16 protein-coding genes are annotated in these 17,004 nt (G+C 59.6%); 7 read left to right on the top strand and 9 right to left on the bottom strand.

The features are described from left to right. Positions 1 to 39 precede the first annotated feature (39 nt). On the top strand, positions 40 to 2,361 hold the full coding sequence (locus tag V5E99_RS18740; protein ID WP_499803768.1) for a hybrid sensor histidine kinase/response regulator: 2,322 nt from the start codon (positions 40 to 42) through the stop codon (positions 2,359 to 2,361). Here the strand turns inward: V5E99_RS18740 and V5E99_RS18735 are convergent. From V5E99_RS18735 to msrB, 3 genes are all read right to left on the bottom strand, one after another. Further along, positions 2,345 to 2,806, bottom strand: a complete 462-nt coding sequence (locus V5E99_RS18735; protein WP_499803767.1) for a MarR family winged helix-turn-helix transcriptional regulator — start codon at positions 2,804 to 2,806, stop codon at positions 2,345 to 2,347. The two genes, V5E99_RS18740 and V5E99_RS18735, sit on opposite strands and share 17 nt — an antisense overlap. Continuing rightward, complete coding sequence (locus V5E99_RS18730) at positions 2,803 to 3,288, bottom strand: glutathione peroxidase (RefSeq protein ID WP_499803766.1); 486 nt, start codon at positions 3,286 to 3,288, stop codon at positions 2,803 to 2,805. Before V5E99_RS18730 ends, V5E99_RS18735 begins: the two co-directional genes overlap by 4 nt. Before the next feature lie 202 nt (positions 3,289 to 3,490). Then, positions 3,491 to 3,886: a peptide-methionine (R)-S-oxide reductase MsrB gene (gene msrB, locus V5E99_RS18725; protein ID WP_499803765.1), complete on the bottom strand. Its 396-nt coding sequence runs from the start codon at positions 3,884 to 3,886 to the stop codon at positions 3,491 to 3,493. A gap of 226 nt (positions 3,887 to 4,112) precedes the next feature. On the opposite strand from msrB, the gene V5E99_RS18720 reads away from it, so the two are divergent. Continuing rightward, the gene (locus V5E99_RS18720) at positions 4,113 to 5,324 is read left to right on the top strand and encodes a pyridoxal phosphate-dependent aminotransferase (protein WP_054052048.1); all 1,212 of its coding nucleotides are present in this window, start codon (positions 4,113 to 4,115) and stop codon (positions 5,322 to 5,324) included. Positions 5,325 to 5,640: 316 nt separating this feature from the next. Next, a complete protein-coding gene (gene htpX / locus V5E99_RS18715) occupies positions 5,641 to 6,528 on the top strand; it encodes a protease HtpX (RefSeq protein WP_059403635.1) in 888 nt (295 codons plus the stop codon). Between the two features lie 148 nt (positions 6,529 to 6,676). Here the strand turns inward: htpX and V5E99_RS18710 are convergent, their stop codons facing one another. Further along, the gene (locus tag V5E99_RS18710) at positions 6,677 to 7,330 is read right to left on the bottom strand and encodes a thiopurine S-methyltransferase (RefSeq protein ID WP_499803764.1); all 654 of its coding nucleotides are present in this window, start codon (positions 7,328 to 7,330) and stop codon (positions 6,677 to 6,679) included. Between the two features lie 103 nt (positions 7,331 to 7,433). Between V5E99_RS18710 and V5E99_RS18705 the strand changes: the two genes are divergently transcribed. Further along, positions 7,434 to 8,201 carry a DODA-type extradiol aromatic ring-opening family dioxygenase gene (locus tag V5E99_RS18705; protein ID WP_499803763.1) on the top strand — a complete coding sequence of 256 codons (768 nt, stop codon included), beginning with the start codon at positions 7,434 to 7,436 and terminating at the stop codon, positions 8,199 to 8,201. A 155-nt stretch (positions 8,202 to 8,356) separates the two neighbouring features. Here V5E99_RS18705 and V5E99_RS18700 read toward each other — a convergent pair whose 3' ends face one another. Further along, complete coding sequence (locus V5E99_RS18700) at positions 8,357 to 10,030, bottom strand: DEAD/DEAH box helicase (protein WP_092279556.1); 1,674 nt, start codon at positions 10,028 to 10,030, stop codon at positions 8,357 to 8,359. A 421-nt stretch (positions 10,031 to 10,451) separates the two neighbouring features. On the opposite strand from V5E99_RS18700, the gene V5E99_RS18695 reads away from it, so the two are divergent. Next, complete coding sequence (locus V5E99_RS18695) at positions 10,452 to 11,243, top strand: crotonase/enoyl-CoA hydratase family protein (protein ID WP_499803762.1); 792 nt, start codon at positions 10,452 to 10,454, stop codon at positions 11,241 to 11,243. Positions 11,244 to 11,354: 111 nt separating this feature from the next. Here V5E99_RS18695 and V5E99_RS18690 read toward each other — a convergent pair whose 3' ends face one another. Beyond that, positions 11,355 to 12,110 carry a spermidine synthase gene (locus V5E99_RS18690; protein ID WP_475267990.1) on the bottom strand — a complete coding sequence of 252 codons (756 nt, stop codon included), beginning with the start codon at positions 12,108 to 12,110 and terminating at the stop codon, positions 11,355 to 11,357. A 161-nt stretch (positions 12,111 to 12,271) separates the two neighbouring features. Here V5E99_RS18690 and V5E99_RS18685 point away from each other — a divergent pair, with 161 nt between their 5' ends. After that, entirely contained in the window at positions 12,272 to 13,618 is a 1,347-nt protein-coding gene (locus V5E99_RS18685; RefSeq protein WP_499803761.1) for a class II 3-deoxy-7-phosphoheptulonate synthase, read from the top strand. Positions 13,619 to 13,708: 90 nt separating this feature from the next. Here V5E99_RS18685 and V5E99_RS18680 read toward each other — a convergent pair whose 3' ends face one another. Together V5E99_RS18680 and V5E99_RS18675 are read right to left on the bottom strand one after the other, a co-directional pair. After that, a complete protein-coding gene (locus tag V5E99_RS18680; protein ID WP_499803760.1) occupies positions 13,709 to 14,938 on the bottom strand; it encodes a winged helix-turn-helix domain-containing protein in 1,230 nt (409 codons plus the stop codon). A gap of 64 nt (positions 14,939 to 15,002) precedes the next feature. Beyond that, positions 15,003 to 15,221, bottom strand: a complete 219-nt coding sequence (locus V5E99_RS18675; RefSeq protein WP_499803759.1) for a DUF1127 domain-containing protein — start codon at positions 15,219 to 15,221, stop codon at positions 15,003 to 15,005. Between the two features lie 93 nt (positions 15,222 to 15,314). Between V5E99_RS18675 and V5E99_RS18670 the strand changes: the two genes are divergently transcribed. Next, entirely contained in the window at positions 15,315 to 16,169 is an 855-nt protein-coding gene (locus V5E99_RS18670) for a LysR substrate-binding domain-containing protein (RefSeq protein ID WP_499803758.1), read from the top strand. Here V5E99_RS18670 and V5E99_RS18665 read toward each other — a convergent pair. Next, positions 16,159 to 16,908: a sulfite exporter TauE/SafE family protein gene (locus V5E99_RS18665; protein ID WP_499803757.1), complete on the bottom strand. Its 750-nt coding sequence runs from the start codon at positions 16,906 to 16,908 to the stop codon at positions 16,159 to 16,161. The two genes, V5E99_RS18670 and V5E99_RS18665, sit on opposite strands and share 11 nt — an antisense overlap. Positions 16,909 to 17,004: the final 96 nt, after the last annotated feature.

The raw sequence follows: 17,004 nt of genomic DNA, 5'->3' as shown, positions 1-17,004 counted from the left end.
CTTGAGCAGCGAAGGGAAACGGAAGTGGTTCAACACCCCATGGATATCAAGTTCACCCACCGGCTGTCGTACAAGCAAGCCCGGCTCACCGTGCTGGTCGGTTTCATACTGGGCACCCTGCTCAGTCTGGTGCAAATAGGCATCGATTATGCCAGCGAAGACGCCTCCATCAACCGGGAAATACTGTCGTTGCTGGAAATCAGCCATAACCCGGCCTCCCGCATCGCCTACAACATCGACGCCGAGCTCGCCCAGGAACTGACCATGGGCCTGTTGCGCTCGCCGGCGATCATCCGCGCGCAGTTGACTGACAACAACAATACCGTGCTGGCCAGCGTCAAGCGTCAGGGCCAGCAAGACGGGTATCGGGTGATCAGCGACTTCCTGTTCGGCGCCAACCGGCAGTTCGAAGACCGACTGTTCCTCGACCACTTGCCCGACGAATCCCTCGGCACCTTGCAACTGGAGGTCGACACCTACGCCTTTGGCAGTCGCTTCCTGCGCCGGGCCGAAGTCACCTTGCTCAACGGCTTCGCCCGCAGCCTGATCCTGACCGGCATCCTGCTGGCGCTGTTCTACGTGATGCTGACCAAGCCGCTGGTGCGGGTCATCCGCGAACTCAGCGGTCGCGATCCGCGCAGCGCCGAACCGACATGGCTGGAATACCCCGCCGGGCACGAAAACGATGAGATCGGTGTGCTGGTCAAAGTGGCCAATCAACAGTTCGAAAACATCGCCACCGAAATCCAGCAACGACGCAACGCCGAAAACCGCCTGACCGACTACCTCGGGCAACTGGAAAACATCGTCTCGGCGCGCACCGCCGAACTCAAGGCCATCAACACCCGGCTTAGCCAATCCAATCAGGAACTGGAAGTGGCCCGCAGCACGGCCCTGGACATGGCCGAAGCACGCTCGGCATTCCTGGCCAACATGAGCCATGAAATCCGCACGCCGCTCAACGGTTTGCTGGGGATGATTGCGCTGTCGCTCGACGGGCCGCTCAACGCCGAGCAACAGCAACAACTGTCCATCGCCCATGACTCGGGCAAAGTCCTGGTGGAATTGCTAAACGATATTCTCGATTTGTCGAAATTCGACGCCGGCCAACTGGAGCTCGAACACATTCCGTTCGACCTCGGCTCGCTGATTGAAGACACCGCCAACCTGCTGTCGCAAAACGCCGCGCCCAGCGTCGAACTGGCCTGCCTGATCAATCCGCAGTTTCCGGCGCTGGTGCTGGGCGACGCGACGCGGGTCCGGCAGATTGTCAGTAACTTGCTGTCCAACGCGCTCAAATTCACCCGTTTCGGCCGGGTCGATGTGCGCCTTTCGACGTTTGAGGATGGCGTGCGGATCGAGGTGTGCGACACCGGGATCGGAATTGCCCAGGACGCCCAGGTCAAGATTTTCCAGCCGTTCACCCAGGCCGGCGCCGGGATTACCCGGCAATTCGGTGGTACCGGGCTGGGACTGGCGCTGACGTATAACCTCTGCGAGGCGATGCAGGGACGGCTGACGATCAGTTCGGAAGTCGGTTTCGGTAGCCAGTTCTGCGCCGACCTGCCGCTGCCCGCCCACACCCGCGCAATCGCCGTGAAGCCATTACAAGGCAAGGTCATCGCCATTACCGCAGCCAGCAGCGGCCTGGCGGAACTGTTGAAAGGCCTGCTGCCCGGTTGGGGGCTTGAGTATGAGCAGCGCTCCATCGAGGATTCGATTCTCGGCCTGACCCCCGACGTGGTGATTACCGACTGCCCGGAATGCCTGTTCGGCCTGCGCCCGACGTTGACGGCGCCGATCCTGCTGGTGACCGCCTACGGCAGTTTCATGCCCACAGAAGAAGCCGCAGCCCTGGCGCCGTTACAACAACAGGCGCGGCCATTGGCCCGTAACGCGCTGTACCAGACGCTGCGACGGATCTTGCAGCCGGACGTCACCACGATCAACGACGCCCGCCTCGAAGCCCTCACCCCGCAACGCCGTGGTCGCGTGTTACTGGTGGAGGACAACCCGGTCAATCAATTGGTGGCCAAAGGCATGCTCGGCAAACTCGGGTGCGAGGTCGTGGTCGCCGCCCACGGTGCCGAAGCCCTGGATCAACTGGAGTTGGGGGAGTTCGATCTGGTGCTGATGGACTGCAACATGCCGGTGATGGACGGTTACGAAGCGAGTCGGCACATTCGCCGCAGCGGGCGCTGGCCACAGTTGCCGATTGTCGCCCTGACCGCCAACGCCATGTCCGAAGAACGCGAACGCTGTCGTGTGGCGGGCATGAGCGACTACCTGGCCAAACCCTTTCGCCGGGAAGAACTGGCCGCCCTGCTCGACTTGTGGATACCGACTACGACAACGCTTTGATCTGGCCCAGCAACTGATCGAGGCCATTGCGCAGCTCGTTCAGACGATTGAGGTCCACGCCGCTGTCGCACAACAGGCGCGCCTTGAGCGGCCCGACCTGCTCGCGCAAGTCGTTGCCGGCGGGCGTCAAGCTCAAATGCACCTCACGTTCATCCCGCGCCGAACGCTGGCGCTGGACCAGTTGCAGTTGCTCGAGCCGCTTGAGCAACGGCGTGAGCGTGCCGGAATCCAGCGCCAGGCGTTCGCCCAAGGCCTTGACGGTCGGCTGCTCCGGGGCCGCTTCCTGCCACTCCCACAACACCAGCATCACCAGGTATTGCGGGTAAGTCAGGCCGAGCTGATCGAGCATCGGCTTGTAGCCACGAATCACCGCCCGGGAAGCGGCATACAGCTTGAAGCAGAGCTGACTGTCGAGTTTCAGGGAATCGGCGGACACGCTGTTCATTTCAGCAGGGCTTCGATCTCGGCGCTCAGGTCCTGCGGCTTGGTGGCCGGCGCGAAGCGCTTGACCAACTGGCCGTCCTTGCCGATCAGGAACTTGGTGAAGTTCCACTTGATGCCTTGGGAGCCCAGCAGTCCCGGTGCGCGTTTTTTCAACTGAACGAACAGCGGATGGGCGTCGGAACCGTTGACGTCGATCTTCTTGAACAACGGGAAGCTGACACCGAAGTTCAATTCGCAAAACTCGGAAATCGCCCCTTCGTTGCCGGGCTCTTGCTTGCCGAACTGGTTGCAGGGGAAGCCGAGCACCACCAGTCCTTGATCCTTGTAGGTCTGCCACAGCTCTTCAAGGCCTTTGTACTGCGGGGTGAAGCCACATTTGCTGGCGGTATTGACCACCAGCACGGCTTTGCCGGCGAAGTCGGACAAGGTTTTTTGTTCACCCTTGATGGTGGTGACCGGGATGTTCAGCAGGTTGTCACTCATGGTTTGGCGTTCCAATAGCAGGAAGAAGGGACAAACATAGCGAGCAATTAAATTGTGTGCAATTTAAATTATCGAACACTACCCCCCGTAGGAGCTGCCGAAGGCTGCGATCTTTTGATCTTGTCTTTGGCGTCTTCAGATACGCTGAAAAACAAGATCAAAAGATCGCAGCCTGCGGCAGCTCCTACCGGGGGGGGCCGGGTTATTCGCGGGGCACGAGATCCAGGCACACCGAGTTGATGCAGTAACGCAGACCGGTAGGTGGCGGGCCGTCCGGGAACACGTGCCCCAGGTGGGCATCGCATTTGCCGCAAACCACTTCGGTACGGATCATGCCGTGGCTGACGTCACGAATCTCGACCATCGCACTGTCGCCGATCGGCGCGTAGAAACTCGGCCAGCCGCAGCCGGAATCAAACTTGGTCCTGGAATCGAACAACGGCTCGTTGCAGCAGATGCAGTGGTACACGCCGTCAGTCTTGGTGCCGTTGTACTTGCCGGAGAACGGTCGTTCGGTGCCCTTGAGGCGACAAACGTTGTACTGCTCCGGATCGAGCATGGCTTTCCATTCTTCCAGGGTTTTTTCCAACTTTTCCATCGTCACACCTCAGCAGCTGAAAAAGCCCGATCTGTACCTTTTCCACGGATCGGGCGGCACGTATGATTGCGCCTCGTCAAACGCCAGTCTGGCAGCCAGACCACGCGCATTCAAACGGATTTATGGGTGCTGCCTTTCGAGGCGCCAGGCCTGTGTGAATACGCAGGATTCCCAGTACGGTAGTTCATACGCCGCCTGGATCGTTCATTTTCGGGAACACATCGCCATGCAGGTCAGCAAATCGAACAAGCTCGCCAACGTCTGCTACGACATTCGCGGCCCAGTGCTCAAGCACGCCAAACGCCTGGAAGAGGAAGGTCATCGCATCCTCAAGCTGAACATCGGCAACCCGGCGCCCTTTGGTTTCGAAGCGCCGGATGAAATCCTCCAGGACGTGATCCGCAACCTGCCGACCGCCCAGGGCTACAGCGACTCCAAAGGCCTGTTCAGCGCGCGCAAAGCGGTGATGCAGTACTACCAGCAGAAGCAGGTCGAAGGCGTCGGCATCGAAGACATCTACCTGGGCAATGGCGTATCCGAGCTGATCGTGATGTCGATGCAAGCGCTGCTGAACAACGGCGACGAAGTGCTGGTCCCGGCCCCGGACTATCCGCTGTGGACCGCCGCAGTAAGCCTGGCCGGCGGCAACCCGGTGCATTACCTGTGCGATGAAGGCGCCGACTGGTTCCCGGACCTGGCCGACATCAAGGCCAAGATCACCCCGAACACCAAGGCCCTGGTGATCATCAACCCGAACAACCCGACCGGCGCGGTGTATTCGAAGGAAGTGCTGCTGGGCATGCTCGAACTGGCCCGCTCGCACAACCTGGTGGTGTTCTCGGACGAAATCTACGACAAGATCCTCTACGACGACGCCGTGCATATCTGCACCGCGTCCCTGGCCCCGGACTTGCTGTGCCTGACCTTCAACGGCCTGTCCAAGTCTTATCGCGTGGCCGGTTTCCGTTCCGGCTGGATCGCCATTTCCGGGCCGAAACACCACGCCCAGAGCTACATCGAAGGCATCGACATGCTGGCGAACATGCGCCTGTGTGCCAACGTGCCGAGCCAGCACGCGATCCAGACCGCACTCGGCGGCTATCAGAGCATCAACGATCTGGTGCTGCCCCAGGGTCGTCTGCTGGAACAACGCAACCGCACCTGGGAATTGCTCAACGACATTCCAGGCGTGAGCTGCGTCAAACCGATGGGCGCGCTGTATGCGTTCCCGCGGATCGATCCGAAGGTCTGCCCGATTCACAACGACGAAAAGTTCGTGCTCGACCTGCTGCTCTCCGAGAAGCTGCTGGTGGTGCAAGGCACGGCGTTCAACTGGCCGTGGCCGGATCACTTCCGCGTCGTCACCCTGCCCCGGGTCGATGAGCTGGATCAGGCCATCGGCCGGATCGGCAACTTCCTCAAAACCTACCGTCAGTAAACTGACGATCACCGTGCGTCGCCTGTTCTGGTCGCACGGTGATTAATTCAGCAACACATCTCTGCGCTTCACCGCCTATCCTGGCTGCCATCGCTGCCTGATGAAGGGTTGTGTGCCCGCGTCTAACAAAGACGGGGGTTGTGCGGTGTGTCGGCTGACAAACCCTTCCTGCACCCGCGTCGGAAATGCCCTGCAAAGCGCTAAGATGTTGCCGTAGGACACAGTTTGAAATAGTCACCCAGTTGAATAGCCCGGTGCAGCACCTTATATACCCCGCAGTACGCTACATCTTTAGCATGAGGAGATTTCTACAACCATGATGCGCATCCTGCTGTTTTTGGCCACTAACCTGGCGGTCGTGCTGATTGCCAGCATCACCCTGAGCCTTTTCGGCTTCAACGGGTTCATGGCGGCCAACGGGGTTGATCTCAACCTCAATCAGCTGCTGATTTTCTGTGCGGTCTTTGGTTTCGCCGGTTCCCTGTTCTCGCTGTTCATCTCCAAGTGGATGGCGAAGATGAGCACCAGCACCCAAATCATCAGCCAGCCGCGCACCCGTCATGAACAATGGCTGTTGCAAACCGTCGAGCAGCTATCTCGCGAAGCCGGGATCAAGATGCCCGAGGTCGGGATTTTCCCGGCCTACGAGGCCAACGCCTTCGCCACCGGCTGGAACAAAAACGACGCACTGGTCGCGGTCAGCCAGGGCCTTCTGGAGCGGTTCTCGCCAGATGAAGTGAAAGCCGTGCTGGCCCACGAAATCGGCCACGTCGCCAACGGCGACATGGTCACCCTGGCCCTGATCCAGGGCGTGGTGAACACCTTCGTGATGTTCTTCGCCCGGATCATCGGCAACTTTGTCGACAAGGTGATTTTCAAGAACGAAGAAGGCCAGGGTATCGCCTACTACGTAGCGACCATCTTCGCCGAACTGGTGCTGGGCATCCTGGCCAGCTCGATCGTCATGTGGTTTTCGCGCAAACGCGAATTCCGCGCCGACGAAGCCGGCGCACGCCTGGCCGGTACCAGCGCGATGATCGGAGCATTGCAACGTCTGCGCGCCGAACAAGGGCTGCCGGTACACATGCCGGACACCTTGAACGCCTTCGGCATCAACGGCGGCATCAAACAAGGGTTCGCTCGCATGTTCATGAGCCACCCGCCGCTGGAAGAGCGGATTGACGCATTGCGTCGCCGGGGCTGATAGCCCGGTTCAGAAACACAAAGGGGCGATCAAATGATCGCCCCTTTTTTTGCGGCTTGAAGATCAAAAGATCGCAGCCTCCGGCAGCTCCTACCTTGGAATGCATCAGCTGTAGGAGCTGGCGAAGCCTGCGATCTTTGCTTTTGAATCAGCTCATCAAGCGATAAACCCGCTCTTCCAGCCGCGTAACACCGCTCTCGACAAACTTCCAGCTCTCACCCAGCACGTCCTGGTCTTCCAGAATCTTCAGCTCCCACGACGCCCCGAACAACCGTTGCACTTCGTCATCAAGCACAGCGAACGGCGGACCGTCCTTTTGCGTCTGGTCATAATCCAGAGTAATCAGCAGCCCAAGAGAGTCCTTCGGCAGAATCCGCTTCAGATGCTCGGCGTATTGCTCACGCATCTTCGGCGGCAAGGCAATCAGCGCCGCGCGGTCGTACAGCGCACTGCAATCGGCAACATCGCCTGCGGTCAACGCGAAGAAATCACCACACCAAATCTCGATGGAACCGGCCCGATAGACAGTGAAGGGGCCTTGGTCGCTGACGTCCGGATCGAATTGATGCTCGTGGAAAAAGTCTTCGACTGCTTTTTCCGACAACTCGATACCCAACACTTCGTGACCGCATTTTGCCAGCCATAACAGGTCCAGGCTTTTGCCGCATAACGGCACCAGCACCCGCGCGCCCTCTTCCAGGCCCAGTTGCGGCCAGTACCGTTGCAGATATGGATTCACTTGCGGCAGGTGGAAGCCGATCTGATTCGTCGTCCACCGCTTGTGCCAAAACTCCGGCTGCATAATTAATCCCGAAAATTCGATCAAAAGACCCTAAAACTTATATTAGATTTAGATCAATGATCTGACTGAAGATGACGCCATCTTACCCCTCAGGAGCTCGTTCATGTTCCCCAGCCTCTACATATCCCATGGCTCGCCGATGTTGGCACTGGAACCCGGTGCCAGCGGCCCCGCCCTGGCGCGCCTGGCGGCTGAAATGCCCAAGCCCGAGGCCATCGTGATTGTGTCTGCGCACTGGGAAAGTAACGAGCTGCTGGTCAGCGGCAACCCCCGGCCTGAAACCTGGCATGACTTCGGCGGCTTCCCAAAGGCCTTGTTCGAAGTGCAATACCCGGCGCCGGGCGACTCACAACTGGCGGCTGAGGTGGTCGAGTTGCTCAAGGCCAATAACCTGCCGGCGCGTATCGACCCCAAACGGCCGTTCGATCATGGCGTCTGGGTGCCGTTGTCGCTGATGTATCCGCAGGCCGATATTCCGGTGGTGCAGGTCTCACTGCCGACCTGTGGCGGCCCGGCGCTGCAAACCCGTGTCGGCCATGCGCTGGCCAGCCTGCGCCAGCACGGCGTGTTGTTGATCGGCTCCGGCAGCATCACCCACAACCTGCGTGAACTGGACTGGCATGCCGGACCGGAAAGTGTCGAACCATGGGCCAAGGCGTTCCGCGACTGGATGATTGAAAAACTCGCCGCCAACGACGAAGCCGCGCTGCATGATTATCGTCAGCAGGCGCCGAATGCCGTGCGCAACCATCCGAGTGATGAGCATTTGTTGCCGTTGTACTTTGCTCGCGGGGCTGGGGGTGAGTTCGGGATTGCGCACCAGGGGTTCACCATGGGTGCGCTGGGCATGGATATTTATCGTTTCGGATAACGTTAAGATTAAAAGATCGCAGCCTTCGGCAGCTCCTACATGAGCGCGCATTCCCCTGTAGGAGCTGCCGAAGGCTGCGATCTTTTCTTCAGGCAAAAAAAATCCCCGAACCAGTCGGGGATTTTTTATGTTCGATCAATCAGCCCAAGGGCGGATTAATCTTCGCGGTAGCGACGCAGTTTCAACTGCTTGCCAGCAACGCGAGTGTCCTTCAGTTTGGTCAGGAGTTTTTCCAGACCATCTTCCGGCAGCTCAACGAGGCTGAAGCTGTCACGCACCTGGATGCGACCGATTGCTTCGCGAGCCAGACCACCTTCGTTGAGGATGGCGCCCAGCAGGTTTTTGGCAGCGATACCATCACGCGCACCCAGCGCGGTACGGCAACGAGCACGGCCTTCAGCCAGTGCAACCGGAGCACGACGCTCACGATCACCACGGTCCGGACGATCACCGGTACGCTCTGGACGATCGCCACGCGGTGCGTTGTTCGGCACCAGTGGACGTTCTTTCTCGATGGCAGCCAGGGTCAACGCCTGAGCATTGGTAGCCTTGCGCAGCAGAGCAGCGGCCAGTGCACGCGGCGTGCAACCGATGTCAGCGGTCAGGCGATCCAGCAGATCACCGTGAGTCGATTCGGCATCAGCCACCAGCGGCGACAGGCTGTTGGTCAACTTCTTGATGCGAGCATCGAGAACAGCTTGGGCGTCCGGCAGGCGAACTTCGGCAACTTTCTGACCGGTTACACGCTCGATCACTTGCAGCATGCGGCGCTCGCGTGGAGTCACCAGCAGCAGTGCACGACCTTCGCGACCGGCACGGCCGGTACGGCCGATACGGTGAACGTAGGATTCCGGGTCGTACGGCATATCAACGTTGAACACGTGAGTGATACGCGGAACGTCCAGACCACGAGCAGCTACGTCGGTCGCCACAACGATGTCCAGACGGCCATCCTTGAGGGATTCGATCACGCGCTCACGTTGGTTCTGAGCAATGTCACCGTTCAGCGCAGCGGCTTTGTAGCCTTTGGCTTCCAGGGCACTGGCCAGGTCCAGGGTCGCTTGCTTGGTGCGCACGAACATGATCAGGGCGTCGAAGTCTTCGACTTCCAGCAGGCTCAATACAGCCGAGGTCTTCTGGTCAGCGTGAACCAACAGGTGAGCCTGTTCGATCGCGGTAACGGTCTGAGTCTTGGTCTGGATCTTCACGTGCTGCGGATCACGCAGGTGACGCTCGGCGATTGCACGGATCGACTGCGGCAGGGTAGCCGAGAACAATACGGTCTGACGGGTTGCAGGCAACGACTTGAAGATAACTTCGAGGTCGTCCATGAAACCGAGTTTGAGCATTTCGTCCGCTTCGTCGAGAACCAGGTGGTTCACGGTAGCCAGGACTTTTTCGTCACGACGCAGGTGGTCGCACAGACGACCCGGAGTGGCGACAACGATCTGTGCGCCATTACGGATTGCTTTCAGTTGTGGACCCATAGGGGCGCCGCCGTAAACGGCCACAACGGTAACGCCCGGCATTTGCTTGGCGTAGGTTTCGAAAGCGGTTGCTACTTGCAGCGCCAACTCACGGGTTGGCGCCAGGATCAGGGCTTGCGGCTCGCGCTTAGCAGGATCGATGCGATGCAGGATTGGCAGAGCGAACGCGGCGGTTTTACCGGTACCGGTTTGCGCCTGGCCAATCATGTCGTGGCCGGCCATGATGATCGGGATCGATTGCTGCTGAATAGCCGAAGGCTCTTCGTAGCCAGTCGCGATGACGGCTGCAAGAATATTCGGATTAAGATTAAAAGCGGCGAAGCCGCCGGTTTCCTGGGTCATGGGTCTGCCTCTAAGTGCATCCGCAAAGACCCATGCTCCAAAGCTGCGCATGCCGTGTAAGACTCAAGAGTCGCCCTGGCTGCTTTGTCGGCGGGGATTTGCGAAAACGAATGAATGAAAAAGATTCGTCAAGGAAGAGTCCGCTGTGCGGACGTGCAGCCGAAGCTGACTTCGGGGAATTGCGCTACCTAAACGCGGCCCGGTTAAAGGCCGGCGCGCACTATACCGGAATTCGCCCAAAAAGGGAGCATTATTTGTCGGAAAACTGACGTATATACCGTTCTGTCACAGGCTTTGCGGATAATCGTGCAACAGTCTATTTTTCAAAGGCCCGGCCCTGCTGGCGATGGCGCTAAAACGGTTCACCCTTGCGACGCAGACCTTCGGTCTGACACCCCCTTCCCGCCCGAGGAAATACCCGATGAATCAGCCCGTTCCCAGTCGTGTCAGCCGCGAACGACGCGGCCATGTCCTGTTGATCGGCCTGGACCGGGTCGCCAAGCGCAACGCTTTTGATCTCGACCTGCTCAACGCCCTGAGCCTGGCCTACGGCGAATTCGAGGCCGACAACGAGGCACGGGTGGCGGTGGTATTCGGCCACGGCGAACATTTCACCGCCGGGCTCGACCTGATCAACGCCAGCGCCGCCCTCGCCGAAGGCTGGCAGGCACCGCCCGGCGGTTGTGATCCGTGGGGCGTGTTTGCAGGTCCCAGGGTCAGCAAACCGGTGATCGTTGCCGCCCAGGGTTATTGCCTGACCATTGGCATCGAATTGATGCTGGCAGCGGACATCAACCTGTGCGCCAGCAATACCCGTTTTGCCCAGAAAGAAGTGCAGCGCGGGATTTCCCCGTTCGGCGGCGCCACGCTGCGCCTGCACCAAGTAGCTGGCTGGGGCAATGCGATGCGCTGGTTGCTGACCGGCGATGAGTTCGATGCCCATGACGCCTTGCACCTGGGTTTGGTCCAGGAAGTCATGGCCAGCGAGGATTTGTTGCCACGGGCGATTGAACTGGCCGAACGCATTGCCCGACAAGCGCCGCTGGGGGTTCAGGCGACGTTGATGTCGGCCAGGCAGGCGCGTTATGAAGGGGAAACAGCGGCGGCGCAGGCGTTGCCGGCGATGGTGAAGACGCTGCTCAACAGTGAGGACGCCAAGGAAGGTGTGCGGTCGATGGTCGAGAAACGGGCCGGAGTGTTCAAAGGGGTTTGAAATTTGTGTTGAAGCGAATAATGCCTTCGCGGGCAAGCCATGCTCCTACAGGTTACGCGTCCCCCTGTAGGAGCAAGGCTTGCCCGCGATGAGGCCATTGCAGACAACAAATTACGTCGCCGGGCGAATCGCCTTGATCAACGATTGCAACGAATACCCCAACCGCGGCGCCAGCCCTTCGGCCCGGGCGATCAAGCCGTCCATATCCAGTTCCTGATCCAGCTCCGACGGCACGATCAAAATCACGTTGCCCTCCTTCACCGGCAGCTCCCAGTAATGCCGATGATAGAGCCCACGAAACAACGCCGCCCCCAGCGGTTTGCCGTCGTCGGTGGCCCATTGGTTGATCACCAGCCAACCACCCGGATTCAGGCGTTTCTGACAGTTTTCCAGAAAGCTCCAGGCCAGATGCCCCACACCCGGCCCGACGTCGGTATAAAGGTCGACGAAAATCAGATCGGCCGGTTCCGCCGTTTCCAGCAACTCCAGCGCATCCCCCACCCGGATATACAGCCGGGGATCGTCATCCAGCCCAAGGTATTCGATGGCCAGGCGCGGTACGTCGGGGCGCAATTCAATAGCCTCGACGTCTTCCAGCGGCAGGAACTTGAGACAAGCCTGGGTCAGCGTGCCGGCACCAAGGCCGAGGAACAGCGCGCTTTCCGGCTGTTCATGGCACAACGCGCCGATCAGCATGGCGCGGGTGTAGTCGTACTCCAGCCAACTCGGGTCGGCGGTGAACACGCAGCTTTGTTCGATGGCATCGCCGAATTCGAGAAAGCGGTAATCGGCCACTTCCAGCACGCGAATCACGCCGAATTCATCTTGTACCTCGGCGAGCAAATGCTCGACGCGCTCCTCAGTCATCTCGTCTCCTGAACGTCACCGGGCCTGCCACAGGGCAAACAGCAACGCAACACACCGCAACATGAAGCGGCAAAGGCGCGATTGTCCGCGAAGCGACGGGAACAGGTCACGCACTAATTGCTGATAACATGAGCGCCCGTGCGTAAACACTAGAGACCGTGATGAGCCAACCCTGGAGCCCTGACAGCTGGCGTGCCTTGCCGATCCAGCAACAACCCCAATACCCCGACGCCGCGCATTTGCTGCAGGTCGAGCAAACCCTGGCCAGCTATCCGCCGCTGGTGTTTGCCGGTGAGGCCCGGGAGTTGCGCCGTCAGTTTTCCGAAGTGACCCAGGGCCGCGCGTTTCTGTTGCAGGGCGGCGACTGCGCCGAAAGCTTCGCCGAATTCTCCGCCGCGAAAATCCGCGACACCTTTAAAGTGTTGCTGCAAATGGCGATCGTCATGACCTTCGCCGCCGGTTGCCCGGTGGTCAAGGTCGGACGCATGGCTGGCCAGTTCGCCAAACCCCGTTCGGCCAACGACGAAACCATCGACGGCGTGACCCTGCCCGCCTACCGTGGCGACATCGTCAACGGCATCGGCTTCGACGAAAAAAGCCGCGTGCCGGACCCAGAACGCCTGCTGCAGTCCTATCACCAGTCCACCGCGACCCTGAACCTGCTGCGTGCCTTCGCCCAAGGCGGGTTTGCCGACCTGCACCAAGTGCACAAGTGGAACCTGGATTTCATCGCCAACTCGGCCCTGGCCGAGAAGTATAGCCATCTGGCCGATCGCATCGATGAAACCCTGGCGTTCATGCGCGCCTGCGGCATGGACACCTCGCCGCAACTGCGCGAAACCAGTTTCTTCACCGCCCACGAAGCGCTGCTGCTGAACTACGAACAAGCCTTCGTCCGTCGCGACAGCCTGACCAATGATTACTACGACTGCTCGGCCCACATGCTGTGGATTGGCGACCGCACCCGTCAGCTCGACGGCGCACATGTCGAGTTCCTGCGCGGGGTGAACAACCCGATCGGGGTGAAAGTCGGCCCGAGCATGAACCCCGAAGACCTGATTCGCCTGATCGACGTGCTCAACCCGGACAACGACCCGGGCCGCTTGAACCTGATCGCGCGGATGGGCGCGAACAAGGTCGGCGATCATCTGCCGCAGCTGATCCGCGCCGTGGAGCGTGAAGGCAAGAAAGTGCTGTGGAGTTCCGACCCGATGCACGGCAACACCATCAAGGCCAGCAGCGGTTACAAGACCCGCGACTTCGCGCAGATCCTCGGCGAAGTGAAGCAGTTCTTCCAGGTCCACGAAGCGGAAGGCACCTACGCCGGCGGTATTCACATCGAAATGACCGGGCAGAATGTCACCGAGTGCATTGGTGGGGCGCGACCGATTACTGAAGACGGCTTGTCGGACCGCTACCACACCCATTGCGATCCGCGAATGAATGCTGATCAGTCGCTGGAATTGGCGTTTTTGATTGCTGAGACGTTGAAACAGGTTCGGCGCTAAATCGCGCCGTACCCATCGCGGGCAAGCCTTGCTCCTACAGGTTTCACACCGTTCCCTGTAGGAGCAAGGCTTGCCCGCGATGAGGCCCGCTCAATCACCGCCAATGCAGGCCAATGCCACCCGCAACCGCCCCGCACTCACCCGCTGACAATTCAATTGCACCTGCGCCAGCCCCAACCAATCCGCCATCTGCCGCAAATTAACCGCCAACGCCAGCATCCCCGCGTCATCCAGCCCCGGCGCTTCCTCATGCACCGCATGCACCGCCAACCGGCCCAGCGCCCGTTCAGCCCTTAGATCCACCCGCGCGGCGATCCGTTCGTTGTGCAAAAACGGCAATACGTAATAGCCGTAGACCCGTTTCTCCTTAGGCGTATAAATCTCCAGCCGATAGCGGAAATCAAACAACCGCTCGGTGCGGCTGCGCTCCCAGATCAGCGAATCAAACGGCGACAGCAAGGCGCTGCTCTCGACCTTGCGCGGCACCTTCGGCCCAGGCAAGGAATAGGCCGGTTGTCGCCAGCCTTGCACTTCGCAGGTCAGCAGTTCACCACCCTCGACCAGTTCAGCCAGACGCGCACGGCTATCCGCCGGGTTAAGGCGAAAATAGTCCCGCAGGTCCTTTTCCGTGGCCACGCCCAAAGCGTTCGCGGCGTGCAGCAACAGACCGCGTTGGGCTTCGGCCTCTGTGAGCAAAGGTTGCTGGAGAATCGCCGAGGGAATCACCCGCTCCGGCAAATCGTAAAGCCGCTCAAACCCACGCCGGCCAGCGACGGTGACCTCACCCGCGGCAAACAGCCATTCCAGCGCATGCTTTTCGGCGCTCCAGTCCCACCACGGGCCGGCGCGTTCCTGGCGGGTCGACAAACTGCCAGCCCCCAGCGCGCCCAATTCTTGAACCGAACCCAGCACACGGCGAATCGTGTCCTGTTGCTCACGACCAAACAGCGCCAGTTGTTGATAAATGTCTTCGCCGCGAGTCGCCCGGGACATGCGCCAGCGCATCAACGGATACATGGATAACGGCAATAACGAGGCTTCATGGCCCCAATATTCAAACAACGTGCGCCGCCGCCCCTGACTCCAGGCAGCCTGGTCGAGCAAGTCGGATGAGTAATTGCCGAGACGGGAAAACAAGGGGAGGTAGTGCGAGCGCACCAACGCATTGACTGAATCGATCTGCAAAATGCCCAGGCGTTCGATCAGTCGATTGAGCTGAACCGGTTTGATCGCCGCTGGCGCCTGGCGCCCGTTGAACCCTTGGGCAGCCAGTGCCAGACGTCGAGCCTGTTTGTTGGAAAAGGACAGCGTTGCGGGCATGAGCATCTCCTTGTCTGCTCGCAACCTACCTCACCAGAGAGGGGTTTGTGTATAGGTGCAATCATCATTTATGCATCGGATCGTCCCAGAACGGCCGGATGGATTCGTGCTCGACATCCGCACGGCTCACGCCGATGTCCTTCAGGGCTTCATCGCTCAAACTCGCCAATAACTCACGTTCGCGGTGAAGTTCGTACCAGCGGCTAAACTTGTGCAGCAAATCGGAAACCATGTGGGTGGAAAATTTTTCTGCCATTACTTGCTCGTGTTGACCTTTCATCATGTCGCCCTCCTTTAGGGATGGCTCAAGTCTCGCGCCGCAGCTAAGATCAATCCAACGAATGTTTCTGATGGTATGCATCTCGGAGATTGATGAATGTCGGCGTACCCAAGTATCGATACCGATGTGCTGCGCACCTTTGTTGCCATTGCCGACCAAGGCGGTTTTACCCGTGCCGGTGAAATGGTCAACCGTACGCAATCAGCTGTAAGCATGCAGATGAAGCGTCTGGAAGAAGACGTGTTGCAGCGCCAGTTGTTCGAACGGGATGGACGCCAGGTCAAGCTGACCGCCGAAGGCCAGGTGCTGCTGGGTTATGCCCGGCGCATCCTCAAACTCCACAGCGAAGTCTTCAATACCCTGCGCGAACCGCACATGGTTGGCACAGTGCGCATTGGCACACCGGATGATTACGTGATGCGTTTTTTGCCGGGCATCCTGTCGCGCTTCGCGCAGTTCTACCCGCTGATCCAGATCGAAGTGCATTGCGAATCGACCAAGCAACTGTTGCAGCGCCAGGACCTGGATTTGTCGATCGTCACCCGCGAGCCGGGCACCGAGATTGGCCAGTTGCTGCGCAAGGAGCGTTTTGTCTGGGCCGAAGCGCAGTGCTTCAGCGCCCACGAGCAAACACCGTTGCCACTGGCAATGTTCAACAGTGATTGTTTCTGCCGGTTGTGGGCGTGCAATGCCCTCGACGCGATGGGCCGCGATTACCGCATTGCCTACAACAGCTCAAGCCTGTCGGCATTGATGGCGGTAGTCAGCGCCGGGCTGGCGGTGACCGCGCAACTGGAAAGCCTGATTACCCCGGACATGCGCATTCTCGGTGCGGCCGAGGATCTGCCGCTGCTGCCTGAAGCCAGCATCATGCTGGTTCGCAATCTGAACAACCCGTCACCGATCACCGAGTGCCTGGCCGAGCACATCGTCGAAGGCTTCAAACTTTAAAGGCGAGTATCACGGCACAGAACACAAGGTAGCCGCAGAACAGCCCGCGCAGCAGTCGTTCAGACAGGGCGTGGGCGATCTTCACCCCCCAACTGATACTCATCAGCCCGCCGGCCGCCAAGGGTAAACCGATCATCCAGTTCACCTCATAGTGCGCCGCGTAAGTCACCAAGGTGACCGCAGTACTCGGTAACGCGAGGGCCAGCGACAGGCCTTGGGCCACCACTTGGGTGGTGCCGAACAGGCTGGTCAACACCGGCGTTGCCACCACTGCTCCGCCCACACCAAAAAAACCGCCAATGGTACCGGACGCCGTGCCTAGCACGCCCAGCCACGGCCACGAGTAATGCATTTGCGACGACGCTTGCACACTGGCGGTGAACATTCGCACAAGGTTGTAGGTCGACAGCGCCACCAGGAACACGACAAATCCTACGCGCAGGCTCTGAGGATCAATGCCCACGGCCCAGATCGAACCGATCCAGGCGAAACAGAACCCCATCGAAGCCAATGGCAATGCATGGCGCAAGTCGATGCGATTGCGCTGGTGATAACGCCACAGCGCCAGCATCACGTTCGGCACCACCATCACCAACGCGGTGCCTTGGGCGAGTTGCTGGTCGAGGCCGCACAGCACACCTAGCAGCGGAATGGCCACCAGGCCACCCCCAATGCCAAACAAACCACCCAAGGTGCCCAAGGCCACGCCAAAGATCAGGTACATCAAAAATTCAAGCACAGGCCACTTCCCTCTTGTCAGGCGTTTCATCCTACGCAGTCGGACCTAGCGGGGAAACGCACAGCAACGCACAATGGCTATGCCAATTTCGCACAA

Source organism: Janthinobacterium sp. LPB2021202312-11-4 (assembly GCF_037049705.1).
GTDB lineage: Bacteria > Pseudomonadota > Gammaproteobacteria > Pseudomonadales > Pseudomonadaceae > Aquipseudomonas.
The sequence above is the reverse complement of the archived record's forward strand: the minus strand, read 5'-3'. Positions and strand labels throughout refer to the sequence as shown.

What these genes read in the sequence shown, in the direction of transcription:
- V5E99_RS18700 (WP_092279556.1), bottom strand. Translation starts at nt 10,030, where the DNA reads ATGACCCAGGAAACCGGCGGCTTCGCCGCTTTTAATCTTAATCCGAAT.
- V5E99_RS18740 (WP_499803768.1), top strand. Translation starts at nt 40, where the DNA reads ATGGATATCAAGTTCACCCACCGGCTGTCGTACAAGCAAGCCCGGCTC.
- V5E99_RS18710 (WP_499803764.1), bottom strand. Translation starts at nt 7,330, where the DNA reads ATGCAGCCGGAGTTTTGGCACAAGCGGTGGACGACGAATCAGATCGGC.
- V5E99_RS18735 (WP_499803767.1), bottom strand. Translation starts at nt 2,806, where the DNA reads ATGAACAGCGTGTCCGCCGATTCCCTGAAACTCGACAGTCAGCTCTGC.
- msrB (WP_499803765.1), bottom strand. Translation starts at nt 3,886, where the DNA reads ATGGAAAAGTTGGAAAAAACCCTGGAAGAATGGAAAGCCATGCTCGAT.
- V5E99_RS18675 (WP_499803759.1), bottom strand. Translation starts at nt 15,221, where the DNA reads ATGATGAAAGGTCAACACGAGCAAGTAATGGCAGAAAAATTTTCCACC.
- V5E99_RS18730 (WP_499803766.1), bottom strand. Translation starts at nt 3,288, where the DNA reads ATGAGTGACAACCTGCTGAACATCCCGGTCACCACCATCAAGGGTGAA.
- V5E99_RS18720 (WP_054052048.1), top strand. Translation starts at nt 4,113, where the DNA reads ATGCAGGTCAGCAAATCGAACAAGCTCGCCAACGTCTGCTACGACATT.
- V5E99_RS18695 (WP_499803762.1), top strand. Translation starts at nt 10,452, where the DNA reads ATGAATCAGCCCGTTCCCAGTCGTGTCAGCCGCGAACGACGCGGCCAT.
- V5E99_RS18670 (WP_499803758.1), top strand. Translation starts at nt 15,315, where the DNA reads ATGTCGGCGTACCCAAGTATCGATACCGATGTGCTGCGCACCTTTGTT.
- V5E99_RS18690 (WP_475267990.1), bottom strand. Translation starts at nt 12,110, where the DNA reads ATGACTGAGGAGCGCGTCGAGCATTTGCTCGCCGAGGTACAAGATGAA.
- V5E99_RS18680 (WP_499803760.1), bottom strand. Translation starts at nt 14,938, where the DNA reads ATGCCCGCAACGCTGTCCTTTTCCAACAAACAGGCTCGACGTCTGGCA.
- V5E99_RS18705 (WP_499803763.1), top strand. Translation starts at nt 7,434, where the DNA reads ATGTTCCCCAGCCTCTACATATCCCATGGCTCGCCGATGTTGGCACTG.
- htpX (WP_059403635.1), top strand. Translation starts at nt 5,641, where the DNA reads ATGATGCGCATCCTGCTGTTTTTGGCCACTAACCTGGCGGTCGTGCTG.
- V5E99_RS18685 (WP_499803761.1), top strand. Translation starts at nt 12,272, where the DNA reads ATGAGCCAACCCTGGAGCCCTGACAGCTGGCGTGCCTTGCCGATCCAG.